This window comes from Streptomyces sp. NPDC054813, from assembly GCF_053611365.1.
In genome coordinates, this window is record NZ_JBSHAF010000016.1 from 108347 (window position 1) to 121379 (window position 13033).

Below are 13033 nucleotides of genomic sequence, written 5' to 3' on the forward strand. Positions count from 1 at the left end.
GCTGGGAGTCGAGTTCCTGCCCGAGCGTCGAGCCGCGGGCGTAGCCGATGCGGATGTCGGCGCTCGGCAGGTGCGGGTCGATCGGCGCGGGGTGCCGGGGCGCCGCGGCCGGCACCCGCAGCGCCTTCTTCAGCCGGGGCACTTGGTGAAACGGCGGGTGTGGTAGGCGGAGGCGACCGCGCCGCCGCGCAGTCCGCCGGGCGGTTCTTGGCCGCAGCCTCCGACCTCACGGTCGGTGGGCCGTCATACGTGCCAGTCACTACCCGCTCTTCCTGTCTCCTTGAACGTCCAACGAGGTGGAAGGAAGAGCGGGGGACAGTCGAAATCGCTCAGGCTTATCAGCCTGCCGCTGGATCCAGGGGACAGGCACTTGTCCATACGCGCTGCCGTGGCAGTGGTGTTGACCGCCGCCGAGCGCCACCGGCTGAAGAAGATGGCTTACGGTCACAAGACTCCACACCAAGCCCGGCAGCGTGCCTCAGTCGTCCTCCTTGCGGCACGTGGCCTGGGTAATGCCAGGATCGCCGCCGAGACCCAGCTGCACGTGGACACGGTCCGGACCTGGCGCGGCCGGTTCGCCCATGGCGGGCTGCCGGCCCTGGCCGACCGTAAGCGCTCCGGGCGCCCCGCCCGTTTCACCCAGGGCCGGCCTCACCAGGCGGGTCTGCAACCCCCCACAACAGGCAGGGCCATCTGTGCGGCCAGCCTGGCCCGCATCGCCTTCGTACGCTCCATGCGCTCTCCCTCATCTCTGCTGCGCGGCCCCAGTCGGCGTAGGTACGTATCCAGGGCTTATGACGTCAGGCGATGAGCCTGGCTGTCACCCAGGCCCCTGCCGCCTCCGCGGCACCGGCGGCAACTTCGCGCCAGGCGATCTGCCAGACCGTGGGGCCGACCAGCTTTGTCGGCAAGATCACACACCCCGTTGGGGGCTTGCTCCGGACGATCCTCGGCGACTACAGGAAGCCTGCAGCCGCTAACACTCACCTGGTCGGGAGTGTCGGCACGGGGGTCACGCGCGTCACCGACTCCATCCTGGGACGTGACGAGACGGACTGCGCGGACTGATGTCCACGTCGGGAGGGGCGCCGCTGATTCGCCCGTTCATCGCACGGACGGACCACGAGCCTCTCCCGGGCATGGAGGAAGTGATCGCTCGGGCCGGCCACGTCGCCTACCCGGATGAAACCACAGCCGACCGAGACTCGTACGGCGTGCTGTGGATCCGTCAGATCCGCGCGCCTGAGCAGGGAATGCCCCTCTACGGGAAGATTCACTCAGCACGCCAGCGCCATGCCGTACTGAACCTGCTGTGCCAGATCTGCGGGCAGGAACCCGACGAAAACCCCGACGGCGTCCTGTGGCTCCTCCCGGCCCTGCCCGGCCAGCCGGCCGAAGACGACGGCAACGGGATCATCACTACGTACCCGCCCGTCTGTCGGCCGTGCGCCCGTCTGGCTCTTCGGCAGTGCCCACCCCTGCGCCGGGGACATGCCTTGCTCCGTGTCCGCGACGTCCAGGTCCACGGCGTCACCGGAGCCGCATTCACCCTGAGCGCTTCCCGCGCCGTCTTCCGCGAAGCTGTCGAGCACGCCTACGGCGACCCTGCCCTTGCCACCGTGGTCGCCATCCAGCAGTTGTTGCGACTGACCGACTACCGGGCGACTGAAGATGACTGAACGGCAGTGAACTGAAGCCGAACAGCGCCGCTGTTCATCTGCGGCTGGCAGTCAATGCACGCTGGACGAGTCGAACCGCGTACGGATGCAGGGCGGCTATGTCAGGTCGTTCTCGAACGCGGCGGTCTGTTGCTGGTTGTCCGCCCTGCCTGCGGGTCTGTGCTGGGGGTAGGCGCCGGAACCCGGATGGACCTTGTCGATGAGATCGCGGTATTGGGGGTTGCGGGAGATGAACTCGCCCACGACCGGGCAGACGACGGTGATCTTCTTTCCGGTTGGGCGGATCTCGTCCAACACGCGCGCGATGAGCTCCGTGGCGACCCGGTGGTGGCGGTAGGCGGGGTCGACCCAGGTCGTCAACAACACGACGCGGCCGCCAACGAACCGGTACGAGAGTTCCGCGATCGCTTCGGGTCCGATAGCCGCGAACCATCGGCTGCGCTCCGTGTCATTGATGACATCAAGTTCCCAGCTCGACTCCACCTCGCTGAGACCTGTCCTGTCCAATGCGGCGATGAGCGTCGCGTTGTTCTCTTCCCGGGCAGCTGCCTCGGCCTCGACGCGGGTCGTCACTGTCATACCTTCTCCTCGGGGAAGCCTGAAGGGCTGGTCTAGGACCGGTGTGACTCTCTTGGCTCCCGGGTGCTCGGGGTCGACGAGGTCGGCGTACGCCGGGTTGCGCTCGATGAAGGTGCGCACGATCGGGCACGTGATGGTGACCGTCTTTCCTTGCGCGCGCACGTCGTCCAGGACGCGTCGGATCAGCTCGGTGGCGATGCCCTGGTTGCGGAACTCGGGGAACACTGAGGTGGCCAGCAGCGCGAGTCGGTTCTCGCCGGCGGCCTTGTAGGTCAGTCCTGCCACCTCTGTGTCCCCGGCCTTGGCCTCGTAGACACCGGTCTTCTCGTCGTTGACGACGTCGAAGTCGAACGCGGGAGCTCGGGGATTATCGCTGGCATCGTCGATGAGGACGGCCTGATCCTGAGTGGGGAGGCCTGGGTCTGCCCTCTCGACGTCGCCGGCGGTCGAGCGGTTCGGCTCGGTTGGGCTGGTCATGCGGGGTGGTCCTTTGCTGGTTGTGTCAGGGCATGTGCGGTGGCCTCATGGGCGAACGATGGTCTTGCCTTTGACCCGCTCGGCCGGGTTGAAAGAGGAAACGGCGTCGTCGAGGGTGACGACCTGGCCGATGTTCGTGCGCAGACGTCCGTCCCGGACTCGCTGGACGATCTCAGCCAGCTGTGCGCGGTCGGCTTCGACGACGAAGTCGACCGCCAGGCCGTCCCTAGGCTGCGTCTCGGCCGGGCCGGCGATGGTCACCAGCGTCCCGCCTGCTCGCACCAGCCCCGCCGACCGCTTCCCGATGTCGCCACCGATCACGTCGAAGACCAGGTCGACGCCGCCGACGTCTTCCAGTAAGTCGTTGCCGAGGTCGACGAACTCCTGCGCCCCGAATTCCATCGCGGCCTGCCGGTCGGCGGCGCGTCCGGTTCCGATGACGTAGGCGCCGGCCTGGCGGGCGAGCTGCGTGACCATCGAGCCGACGCCGCCGGCTGCGCCGTGCACGAGAACGCTCTGCCCCTCTTGGAAGCGGCCGTGCACGAACAGTCCCTGCCAGGCCGTCAGGCCAGAGATCGGCAGACTCGCACCCACCGTGAAGTCGACATCGCCCGGCAGCGGCGCGAGGTTACGTGCCTCGATGGCCACGTACTGCGCGAGAGTGCCGTCACGCGTCCAGTCCGCCTGTCCGAACACCCGCTGTCCGACCGACAGCCCCCTCGTGCCATAGCCGAGAGCGCTGACCACCCCGGCCACCTCGTGGCCGGGGATAGATGGCGTCCGGTCACGGCCGAGACGATCGACCCAGGTCGAGGGCCACTCCAGCTCACCTGGGGTGAAACCCGACGCGTGAACCTCAACGAGCACGTCGTTGCCCGCGGCCTTCGGATCCGGACGCTCGGTCAGCGTCATCCCGGCCGTTCCCGCTGCCCGATCCGTCACCACAATCGCCTTCACGAGACGCCTCCCTGTCTCCGGATCCCTGCCTGCGCGGCACGGTCCGTCCAACCAGAGCCGGCCAATCCAACAGGCTGCTGCGATCTCGACTCGGCCCTTGAGTCACTACCTTCACCCTAACCCAAAAGTGGACGTCAGAGTCCAAAGATGGGAGGGTGGAAGCGCCACGGGGTTGTGGCAGGTAGTCCCGCGTACAGACGCGCAAGCTCACCGTTTACTCAGTCCGAACACAGCATTAGCCGGATCCTGACGCAGGAGCGCGGGCGAGCACAGGGCAAGGGGCGTGCTTGTCGGAGCGTGACGCGTTCCCTCAGTATGGACGAAACAGTCCCGTTCCTGCATGATTTTCGGGTCAGGCGAACCTACGGGGCGAACCCCAGCCCTACGCGAAGACGGAGCTCGCAGGAGCCAGCAGTCGCGGGGCCGACTGTCACCGCCCACGACAGAAGCCGGTGCGCTGCCTGATTCAGAACGAGAAAAGGACACTGCTCGATGCACAATGTGGCCCCAGCGCCCAATCAGGATCGTCAGGGCAGAACATTCCGGCTTGCATTCCTGTCCGCGGTGCTCTCCCTGGCGGCGGCGTTTGCCGCGGTGGGCTCGACGATCCCCCTGTTCAACGTCTACCGGGCCCAGGACGGGTTCACCAACGCGGGCATCTCGATGGCAGTCGTCGCCTACTCCGCCGCCACCATCAGCACGCTGCTGGTACTGGGACGGCTGTCCAACCATGTGGGCCGGCGGCCCACGGCCCTCGCCAGCCTCGGCCTGCTCGTGCTGGGCTGCCTGGTGCTGTTGAACGTGCACCACGTAGGCGTCCTCATCGCCGGCCGGCTCCTGATGGGTCTGGGTGCCGGTTTGGCCAGCAGCAGCCTCACCGCGTACATCGTCGACACCGCACCCGCAAAGCCGGCCTGGCTGGCTTCCGTCGCGTCCAGCCAGACAGTCATGCTCGGCCTTGCCATAGGCGCCATCGCCTCCGGTGCCCTGGTCCAGTTCGGCCTCTGGCCACGCGACCTCATCTACCTCATTTCCGTCGGCCTGCTCTTGCTGTCCACCGTGCTCATCGCCATCAGCCCGGACACCGTAGCCCCCGTCCCCGGCGCGTGGCGATCACTGAAACCCACCGTCCGCGTACCGGTCCGGGTCAGGCATCTGCTCGCTGTCACGGCCGCAGTGCTCTTGTCCACCTGGGCCACCGGGGCGTTCTACCAAGCCTTCGTGCCCGCGCTGGTCGAAGATCAGCTCCGCACTCACAGTTCACTCGTCCTGGGCCTGGTGTTCGCCGCTTACATGGCCCCCAGTGCTTTGGGCGCTCCCCTCAGTGGCCGGTTCGCACCGGCGGGAGCTCAACGCATCGGCATGGCGGCCTTCTTCGCCGGCTGGATCGGCATCATCACAGCGATCGCCACCGGTGCACTTCCGTTGTTCATCGCCGCGACTATCGTCGCCGGGGCCGGTCAAGGCATTGCCATCAGTGGCACCACCCGCAGCCTGCTGTCTGGCAGCAGCATGGCAGACCGGGCACCGATCTTCGCCGTGGTGTATCTCCTCAGCTACAGCGGCGCGACCATTCCCAGCCTCATCACCGGCCAACTGTCCAACACCTTTTCGCTACCGAAGATCGCGCTCGGCTACGGCGCTTTTGCCCTCGTCGCCACCCTGTTCACCGTCATCGCGGCACGCAATCCGCACACCGACACAACCAGTCAGCACGATGAGTGCTCACGGCAAATCTCGCCGTCACCCTGACGGCACTTGACGCCGAACAAGGCCGCCGCCAGTACTCGTCCACGCCTGGCTGTCGCCCCGCAGATCGCACGTGCTGCTTCATCGGCCCGAACGGGCCTCGGCGAGGATCACATCCCCATCCGTGAATGTCTGGACCGACGTCGCGCCGAAGGTCGCAGGTGCAGCTGAGGGCTGTGGAAGAGAAGAAAGACAAGAGGCGTGTGTTCGCCGTCGCTGATACTTTTTAGGGGCGCTAGCCCTGCTTCCGGCGAGCCGATTGGACGGCCAGCATGGCGATCATCTCGCGCGGTTTCCACGGCCGACGGCCGCCCACGGGCAGGAAGCTGCCACCCGGACAGTACGAGACCACGCACTTTCCGGTCCTCTCGTCCGGGCCCACGCAGCGGATAAGCACAGACAAGTGGGAGCTGTCCGTCACCACGGAGACCGGGAGGCGGCACAACTGGGACTGGGCCGCCCTCACGAAGCTGCCGTCGGAAACCCCGACGGCAGACCTCCACTGCGTGACCAAGTGGTCGAAGTTCGGCACCCGCTGGCAGGGGGTGTCTTTGGACGTCCTGCTTGCCGATGTCGAGACGGCCGCCGAGTACGTCCTCGTCTCCTCCTACGGGGGCTACACCACGAACCTCCCGCTGGAGGATCTTCTGGACGGCAAGGCCTGGATCGCGTACGGCTACGACGGCCGGCCGCTCGCCCCCGAGCATGGCGGTCCGGCCCGACTGCTCGTCCCGCACCTCTACCTCTGGAAGTCCGCGAAGTGGGTGCACGGACTGGAGTTGCGGGAGAACGACAGCCCGGGGTTCTGGGAAAGCGCCGGCTACCACAATTACGGAGACCCGTGGCAAGAACAGCGGTATCGAGGAGACTAGGCGACCGGCTCCGTTGGAGGGTCGCCGAGGTGACAGAACGTCGCACTGAGTCCGCGACGGCCGTCACGCTGGCGCTGGAGGTGCCGGAATGGCCCGGCCATCTGGCAGGCCAACATGTGGACATCCGGCTGACCGCGGAAGACGGCTACAGCACACAACGCAGTTACTCCATCGCTTCGGCCCCGGACGGAACGCGCCTGGAACTGACAGTGCAGCGCGTCGTTGAGGGCGAGGTCTCTCCCTACCTGGCCGACGAGCTCATGCCCGGCGACCAGCTGGAACTGCGGGGACCGGTCGGAGGGTGGTTCGTCTGGCAGCCGGAGCAGCAAGAACCGGTCCTGCTCGTGGCCGGAGGCTCCGGGCTGGTGCCGCTGATGTGCATGATCCGCTCGCGGCGTGCAGCCGGCAACCGGGTTCCCTTCCGGGCGCTGTACTCCCTGCGATCGCCGGCCGAGCTGCTGTACGGGCCAGAAATCCGCCAAGGAACACCAGGCGTAGACGTCACACACATCTACACCCGGGAAGCGCCACAGCAGTCCGCGCGCCCCCCGGGCCGCATCACACCCGACGACCTAGTACGCCACGGATGGCCACCGGACTTCGCGCCGACCTGCTACGTCTGCGGACCCACGGCATTCGTCGAGAAGGCAGCTACCTACCTGGTGCTCCTCGGACACGACCCTGAACGAGTGCGTACAGAGCGCTTCGGCTGAGGAGAGGACTGAGATGACGGCACGCACACCGGCAGACGCTGGTCTCCCACGCGACGCAGAGGGCGGCTACATCGACGGCAACGCGCTGGCCGGCCCTCTGGCCGAACTCTTCGCGGTCGACCTGACAGCAGCAACCAGCCAGTGCGCGCACTGCAGCAACACCGGGCCCGTCGCACTCCTGCACGTATACCGCCAGGCACCGGGACTGGTAGCCCGCTGCCAGCACTGTGGACAAGTCATGCTACGTCTGGTGCGCGTACCGGAGACGGTCTGGCTAGACATGAGCGGCATCACAGTACTGTCGATCCCCGTCGGCGCCGACTGAGCCACCCATGGCCTCCCCCGCGGATGGCACGCCGTCGCCGTCGGCGCGGCAAGCTCGGCGGTGCCCGCCACGACCGGAAGGCGGGGCCGCTGGAAGCGGGTGGGCCGCTGCTCGGGTTTGTCACCTCAAGCGGAACCTGGGGCTACTGGAAACGGCCGTCGAAGCAGGTACCGCTCCTCAGGTCGGAGAACCGAAGGTCGACGACTGCTCCCCCTTCCACCACCCAACGCAGATCGTAGGACGCTTGGTAGGACGGCGGTCAGAAGGAACGGAAGCGCCTGGCTTTGTTCATGACTTTGGGATCTGGTCCAACTCTTGTGGAGCGGTGACGCCCAGTGTTGCTGAAGGCCTCCGTGCATGGTGACGTGCCACCACGACCGACGGGGTGTCGGTGGGACGGTCGATAATGCCGGTCATGGCAGATCGCAGTCCGGTCCTCCGGATCATCACCTCGGCGGCACGGGAGTCCCTGAAGCCGCTTGGCCTGGCCCAGCGCGGGCGGTCGCGGCTGTGGATCGATGATCACGAATGGTGGCTCGGGGTTGCGGAATTCACTCCGTCGCGGATGGCCGGCAGTGGTCTGTACGTCGGTGCGATGTGGCTGTGGCATGACGTGGACCACCTGGCATTCCATGTAGACGCAGTCCGGGTCGGCTCCGAGCTGTTTCGCACCGAGGACCAGTTCACGCGGGTGGCACTCGAACTCAGTCGACAGGCGGCTGCGAGCGTGACCGCGCTGAGAGAGAGGTTCCGGGCTCTGCCGGATGTAGCCCTGTACCTGGGTTCCAGGCCGGTTCGGCGGGGATTCCTCTGGGACAGCTTCGACTCTGGGATCGCAGCCGCTCTGGTCGGGGACCCGGACACTGCCCGCGATCACTTCGAGCGAGTCCTTCGAGAGGATCCGCTGGCCCCGTGGATGGTCGATGCCCAGGAGAAGGCGCGTGAGCTTCACGCGATCGCGGCAGATCGCGACGCCGTGACTGCCTGGGTCACCCGGGCCGTCGACTCATGCCGGAGCAAGCTGGGCCTGGATCCCGTGCCGCTCGGGATCAGCTGAACGGACCCGCTCGTTGAACGGCAGAGCTGCGGTCAGGATGCCGTTGTCCACGAGATAGCGGACCGCATTGAGCATCGTACGGTGCCAGTACCCCTCCGGCCGGCCTCCCCGACCGCGCAGCCAGCCCGTCAGCGGCAGCCGGATCGCCGCCCACTCGGTATCCGTCAAGTCCGACGGATACCGACGCTGCCGCTGGGGCCAGTCAGCCGCGTTGCCGTACACGTGCGCGAGGCAATCACACGATAGAGCAGCGGAGTTGAACCGCCCGTTCACCGACACGGAAGACCACAACACAGGCGCCTCCTGATGCTCTATGGACTCGACACCCACGAGCTGTCAGGAAGCCCCGTGTCCATGCTCTCGCCCGACCAGATTCACCCCACCGGGAACCCCGTTCGACTACCGCTGCTCAAGATCGGATGGACCGGCGCGACCTGTCTCCCCTGGTCGTTCCCCGTCCGCGTACGCCGTCGGACGCCTCCGCGCCTGTGTGGGCCGGGGCATCTCGCACACGCTGCCCGAGTGATTCCACCATCACCTTCACGACAGTGGAGGCTTCGGCAGCCCGTATCACCGCCGGTGTCGCCGTCGAGGTCAGCCGCCGACGGGGTACCGGCTGGTGATCGCGACGCGGTTGAAAGCGTTCATCACGGTTGCCAGCCAGGCGATTGCCGAGACCTGGGTGCCAGACGGACACGTCAGCGACGAACACTTCAACGCGGCCGCGGCCGTACTCACCGCAGCCTTCGATTCGTTCGGGTGGCCCGCGCCGCGCACTTCGCGTGCGTCGGGGTGCCCGGTCGAGTGTGTTTTTGGCAGGGGGCCGAGTGGGCGGGCGGTGCCGCCTGCTGCCTGCTGCCTGCTGCCTGCTGCCTGCCCCGGGCTATGACTTCGGGTCGTCGACCTTGAGCTTGTCTCCGGTGTTGGAGACGAAGACGACCAGGAGTCTGGCCCGTTTGGTCGGGCTGGTGTTCTCGGTGAGGAGGTGGTGGGCACCCGGTGGCTCGACCCAGTTGTCGCCCTGGTGGTAGGTGCGCACGGGCTTGCCGGCGAGTTGGCTGCGCACGGTGCCTTCCAGGACGTAGGCGTAGACGAACGCCTGGCCGTGCCGGTGCGGCATCGCGCGTGCGTTGGGCGGGAAGTCGACGATCACCGAGGTGAACGTCTTGCCCTTCATATTCGGAAGGGCCTGCTGGAGCAGCGGCTTGAGGGTTTCGGTGGGGCGTGTCGATGCCATGGCCGCGGGCGATGCCCCGGCTGCGGTCGTGTCCTTGGCGTGGGTGGGCTGGTGGGAGGTTGAGCAGGCCGTGGCCGTAGTCAGCGTGGCGACGGCCAGCAAGCCACCCGCGATCCGCATTCCCATCACGAGCGGTCTCCTGTTCAGTCTTCCGTGACGCGGATGATCGTCTTGCCCGGCGTGCGCTTGTCGGGGGCGAAGGCGGAGGGTGCTTCGGCGAGTGGCCGCACAGCGTCGACGACGGGCTTGAGCCGGCCGTCCCTCAGCCGCGCAGCGAGATCGGTGAGCCGGGCGCGGTCGGGTTCGACGACGAAGAAGATCGCCCGCCCGTCCTTGGGCTGGACCTTGGGCGGCATGACGATGGTGACCAGCGTGCCACCGGGGCGGACCAGGGCGGCCGAGCGGTCGAGGATGTCGCCGCCGATGACGTCGAACACGATGTCGGCCTCGCCGGCGTCCTCCAGTTTCCCGGTCTGCAGGTCGATGAAGGTGTCGACGCCGAGCGCGAGTGCCCTGTCCCGGCCGGAGGCCCGGCCGGTGCCGATGACGCGGGCGCCGGCCTCGCGGGCGAGCTGTACCGCGATCGAGCCGACGCCGCCCGCGGCACCGTGGATCAGGACGGTCTGGCCTGTGGTGAGGCGGCCGTGGTCGAACAGGCCCTGCCAGGCGGTCAGCCCGGAGATCGGCAGTGCGGCGGCCACGGCGTGGTCGATGTCCGCCGGCAGCGGGGCGAGGTTGCGGGCTTCCACCGCGGTGTACTCGGCGAGCGTGCCGTTACGGGTCCAGTCGGCCAGGCCGAACACCCGCTGTCCGACGCTCAGGCCGGTGGTGCCGTACCCCAGCTCTACGACGACACCGGACAGCTCGTGCCCGGGTACGCTCGGCGTCCGGTCGCGGCCGGCGCGATCGGTCCACGTGGCGGGCCAGTCCAGTTCGCCAGGGGTGAAGCCGGCGGCGTGTACCCGCACGATGACGTCGTTCTCGGCCGCATGGGGGTAGGGCATGTCTGTCAGGGACATCCCGGCCAGACCGGCGTTACGGTCTCGCACAGTGATGGCTTGCATAGAGGTCCTTACTATGGAGGGGCGACCCGAGCGCACAGCGCTCGCGAGCGCTGCTCGTAGCGGCTGCAGGTAGATGTATGCCGTGCCGCATGATCGATCTCACCTGCTCTGGCGTCTTCCTTCGTCGCCCGTTGTGCGTTCTCAACAGGGAGACGAGGCAGCCCCTCCGGGTGTGACAGCTCAGACGCGCACGAGTTTGTCGGGATTGATGACTCGGCGGTACGCGGTGATCAGGCCGTCTGTGATCTGGACCGTGTCGACGGAGTAGACCCGGCCTTCCCGGTGGAACACGAGGGCGAGCTCGCCGCCGACCTCGGCGAAATCGATGTGGTCCGGATGCCACCGGTGCCCCGTACGCACCATGACCTCGGCGACGCGCTCGCCGCCGTGGATGAGCTTGCGTGCCGCCAAGACCTTGCCGCCGCCGTCGGTGAGGTAGACGGCGTCCGGGTGGAGGAGCCTGACCAGGCCGGCCAGGTCCCCGGCCTCGTAGGCGGCGCGGAAGACCGTGAGGACGCGTTCGCGCTCCGCCTTCGACGCCTGCGGCGTGGACTGCTTCGCCTTGGCCACCCGCCGTCGTCCCCGCGAGGCGAGCTGCCGGGCAGCCGGCACGGAGACGTCCAGCACTTCGGCGATCCGGCCGAACTCAAGGCCGAAGACATCGTGCAGGACGAAGGCCACCCGCTCAGGCGGGCTCAGCTCTTCCATGATCAGGAGCATCGCAGAGCTGACGGACTCGTCGACGAGTACCGGCTGCGACGCGTCCGGCCCTGTCAGCAGTGGCTCCGGCAGCCACGGCCCGACATAGGTCTCCCGGCGGAAGCGGGCGCTCTTGAGAATGTCGTACGACCGTCGCGCAGCCACCGTCACCAGCCAGGCCCGCAGATCACCGATGTCCCGCAGATCCGCTCCGGCCGCCCGCAGCCACACGTCCTGGGTGACATCCTCGGCATCGGCCACAGTCCCCAGCAGCCGGTAGGCCACACCGAAGACCGCGGGCCGGTGCGTCTCCCATTCGGCTCCGAGCGGGTCCAGCTGCTCAGACCGTCCGGGCCCGTGCCCGTCACCCATACAGATCGCAACCTCCTTCAAGCTTGCCGATGCAGCGTAGCTATTTCGATCTCAGGATCTTCGAAGACAGCACCCCCGCGGAATCGAGCCGACCCGCTCCGACACGGCAGCCGCAAGTCATGATCAAGCTGCTTTGGGGATGGTGTCGGCGTGGGGCCTGCGGCGCGCTCAGCAGCGGGACCGTTCGCTGTGAGGTTGGCTTTCCCAGCCCGTGCGTGCCGGATCGCGAGTACCTGATGTTCCGGCATGGACGGCCGCACCCAAGGACAGCGCCCCGACGAAGCCGACGTACAGGTAGCCCGTGGTCTCCAGTCCCCATGAGGGCGCCGCGAGCCCGGCCGCGAGGGCCGGAAGACTCAACGCCGCATAGCTGATTACGTAGACGGCCGAGAAGACCTCCGACCGCGACTTTGCGGTGGTGACCGCGCTGATGGCGCGGAGGTTGCCGTTGAACGTCAGGCCGACGCCCAGCCCTGCGACGACCGATCCGCCCACGTATACGGCCGGCGATGCGACAGCGATGGCCACCGCCAGTCCGGACGCACCCAGAGTCAGGAGAACCGCACCCAGCAAGGTGGCGATCCGTGCCGTATGCCGAACGGACCACAGCCCGCCCACGCTGTTGGCCACAAACAGCGCCGCGATGCTGAGCCCGCCCGCGGCGCCAGACCGCACATGCAGGACATTGCTCACCAGGGACGGAGTGAGCGCGAGGAACAGACCCGTGACGGACCACCCCGCGACGAGGGTGGGAACGGAGGCGAAGAACTCCGGCCGGGCATCCCGAGGAACCCGGACCCTGGGTCGCAACGACGCCAGTCCCACCGCTCGCGGGACGAGTGTCTCAGGGATCGTGAGGACGACCGCGGCCAGAACGACGAAGGTCAGCGTCAGGACGGGAAAGACATACGCATCGGGGCGTGAGGTCGACTGAACCAGCAGCCCCACCACTCCGGCACCGGTGGCCATGCCGATACTCGTGCCCACCGCTGTCGTCGTGGGCCCCAGATGTGGACGTCTCTTGGGTGAGAGCTCGACCAGTCCGGCGGCAAGAGCGCCCGTGGCCGTCCCCGTGGCCATGCCCTGCACCACCCGGGCGATCAGGAGGGAGACGACGCCGTCGGCCGTCCAGAAGATCGCCGTGGGGGGGGGGGGGGGCGGGGGCCGCGGCTGGGGCCGCGGGCGGGGCGGGCCCCCCGAGCGCGAGGCCGGGGCCCGACCCAAACGCCGCCGCCGCGCAGCCGCCCGACAAA

At 67.7% G+C, this 13033-nt stretch carries 14 protein-coding genes; 7 read left to right on the forward strand and 7 right to left on the reverse strand.

Annotated features, from left to right (window positions below):
- The first annotated feature begins 433 nt into the window (after positions 1–433).
- Both ACWGJB_RS29670 and ACWGJB_RS29675 read left to right on the forward strand, forming a co-directional pair.
- The gene (locus ACWGJB_RS29670) at positions 434–811 is read left to right on the forward strand and encodes a helix-turn-helix domain-containing protein (RefSeq protein WP_453383231.1); all 378 of its coding nucleotides are present in this window, start codon (positions 434–436) and stop codon (positions 809–811) included.
- A 328-nt stretch (positions 812–1139) separates the two neighbouring features.
- The gene (locus tag ACWGJB_RS29675) at positions 1140–1679 is read left to right on the forward strand and encodes a hypothetical protein (protein ID WP_453383132.1); all 540 of its coding nucleotides are present in this window, start codon (positions 1140–1142) and stop codon (positions 1677–1679) included.
- Positions 1680–1775: 96 nt separating this feature from the next.
- Here the strand turns inward: ACWGJB_RS29675 and ACWGJB_RS29680 are convergent, their stop codons facing one another.
- Both ACWGJB_RS29680 and ACWGJB_RS29685 read right to left on the reverse strand, forming a co-directional pair.
- Complete coding sequence (locus ACWGJB_RS29680; RefSeq protein WP_453383133.1) at positions 1776–2735, reverse strand: GNAT family N-acetyltransferase; 960 nt, start codon at positions 2733–2735, stop codon at positions 1776–1778.
- Between the two features lie 45 nt (positions 2736–2780).
- Positions 2781–3692 (reverse strand): NADP-dependent oxidoreductase, encoded by a 912-nt coding sequence (locus ACWGJB_RS29685; protein ID WP_453383134.1) that lies wholly within the window; start codon positions 3690–3692, stop codon positions 2781–2783.
- 492 nt (positions 3693–4184) lie between these two features.
- On the opposite strand from ACWGJB_RS29685, the gene ACWGJB_RS29690 reads away from it, so the two are divergent.
- From ACWGJB_RS29690 to ACWGJB_RS29710, 5 genes are all read left to right on the forward strand, one after another.
- Entirely contained in the window at positions 4185–5444 is a 1260-nt protein-coding gene (locus ACWGJB_RS29690; RefSeq protein WP_453383135.1) for an MFS transporter, read from the forward strand.
- Positions 5445–5713: 269 nt separating this feature from the next.
- Positions 5714–6313: a sulfite oxidase-like oxidoreductase gene (locus ACWGJB_RS29695; RefSeq protein WP_453383136.1), complete on the forward strand. Its 600-nt coding sequence runs from the start codon at positions 5714–5716 to the stop codon at positions 6311–6313.
- Positions 6283–7026: a ferredoxin reductase gene (locus tag ACWGJB_RS29700; protein ID WP_453383137.1), complete on the forward strand. Its 744-nt coding sequence runs from the start codon at positions 6283–6285 to the stop codon at positions 7024–7026. Before ACWGJB_RS29695 ends, ACWGJB_RS29700 begins: the two co-directional genes overlap by 31 nt.
- A gap of 13 nt (positions 7027–7039) precedes the next feature.
- On the forward strand, positions 7040–7351 hold the full coding sequence (locus ACWGJB_RS29705) for a DUF6510 family protein (RefSeq protein ID WP_453383138.1): 312 nt from the start codon (positions 7040–7042) through the stop codon (positions 7349–7351).
- 415 nt (positions 7352–7766) lie between these two features.
- Positions 7767–8408, forward strand: coding sequence for a hypothetical protein (locus tag ACWGJB_RS29710; protein ID WP_453383139.1), 642 nt, complete (start codon positions 7767–7769; stop codon positions 8406–8408).
- Here ACWGJB_RS29710 and ACWGJB_RS29715 read toward each other — a convergent pair.
- From ACWGJB_RS29715 to ACWGJB_RS29735, 5 genes are all read right to left on the reverse strand, one after another.
- Entirely contained in the window at positions 8358–8576 is a 219-nt protein-coding gene (locus tag ACWGJB_RS29715; RefSeq protein ID WP_453383140.1) for a hypothetical protein, read from the reverse strand. The genes ACWGJB_RS29710 and ACWGJB_RS29715 overlap by 51 nt on opposite strands.
- Positions 8577–9291: 715 nt before the next feature.
- Positions 9292–9771, reverse strand: coding sequence for a cupin domain-containing protein (locus ACWGJB_RS29720; RefSeq protein ID WP_453383141.1), 480 nt, complete (start codon positions 9769–9771; stop codon positions 9292–9294).
- A gap of 17 nt (positions 9772–9788) precedes the next feature.
- Positions 9789–10709 (reverse strand): NADP-dependent oxidoreductase, encoded by a 921-nt coding sequence (locus tag ACWGJB_RS29725; protein WP_453383142.1) that lies wholly within the window; start codon positions 10707–10709, stop codon positions 9789–9791.
- Between the two features lie 180 nt (positions 10710–10889).
- Positions 10890–11780: an RNA polymerase sigma factor SigJ gene (gene sigJ, locus ACWGJB_RS29730; protein WP_453383143.1), complete on the reverse strand. Its 891-nt coding sequence runs from the start codon at positions 11778–11780 to the stop codon at positions 10890–10892.
- 168 nt (positions 11781–11948) lie between these two features.
- On the reverse strand, positions 11949–13004 hold the full coding sequence (locus ACWGJB_RS29735) for an MFS transporter (RefSeq protein WP_453383232.1): 1056 nt from the start codon (positions 13002–13004) through the stop codon (positions 11949–11951).
- Between the last annotated feature and the right edge of the window lie 29 nt (positions 13005–13033).

Excerpts from the sequence above, each read along its gene's own strand:
- ACWGJB_RS29670 (WP_453383231.1), top strand. The coding sequence starts at position 434 with ATGGCTTACGGTCACAAGACTCCACACCAAGCCCGGCAGCGTGCCTCA.
- ACWGJB_RS29675 (WP_453383132.1), top strand. The coding sequence starts at position 1,140 with ATGGAGGAAGTGATCGCTCGGGCCGGCCACGTCGCCTACCCGGATGAA.
- ACWGJB_RS29680 (WP_453383133.1), bottom strand. The coding sequence starts at position 2,735 with ATGACCAGCCCAACCGAGCCGAACCGCTCGACCGCCGGCGACGTCGAG.
- ACWGJB_RS29690 (WP_453383135.1), top strand. The coding sequence starts at position 4,185 with ATGCACAATGTGGCCCCAGCGCCCAATCAGGATCGTCAGGGCAGAACA.
- ACWGJB_RS29695 (WP_453383136.1), top strand. The coding sequence starts at position 5,714 with ATGGCGATCATCTCGCGCGGTTTCCACGGCCGACGGCCGCCCACGGGC.
- ACWGJB_RS29705 (WP_453383138.1), top strand. The coding sequence starts at position 7,040 with ATGACGGCACGCACACCGGCAGACGCTGGTCTCCCACGCGACGCAGAG.
- ACWGJB_RS29710 (WP_453383139.1), top strand. The coding sequence starts at position 7,767 with ATGGCAGATCGCAGTCCGGTCCTCCGGATCATCACCTCGGCGGCACGG.
- ACWGJB_RS29720 (WP_453383141.1), bottom strand. The coding sequence starts at position 9,771 with ATGGGAATGCGGATCGCGGGTGGCTTGCTGGCCGTCGCCACGCTGACT.
- ACWGJB_RS29725 (WP_453383142.1), bottom strand. The coding sequence starts at position 10,709 with ATGCAAGCCATCACTGTGCGAGACCGTAACGCCGGTCTGGCCGGGATG.
- sigJ (WP_453383143.1), bottom strand. The coding sequence starts at position 11,780 with ATGGGTGACGGGCACGGGCCCGGACGGTCTGAGCAGCTGGACCCGCTC.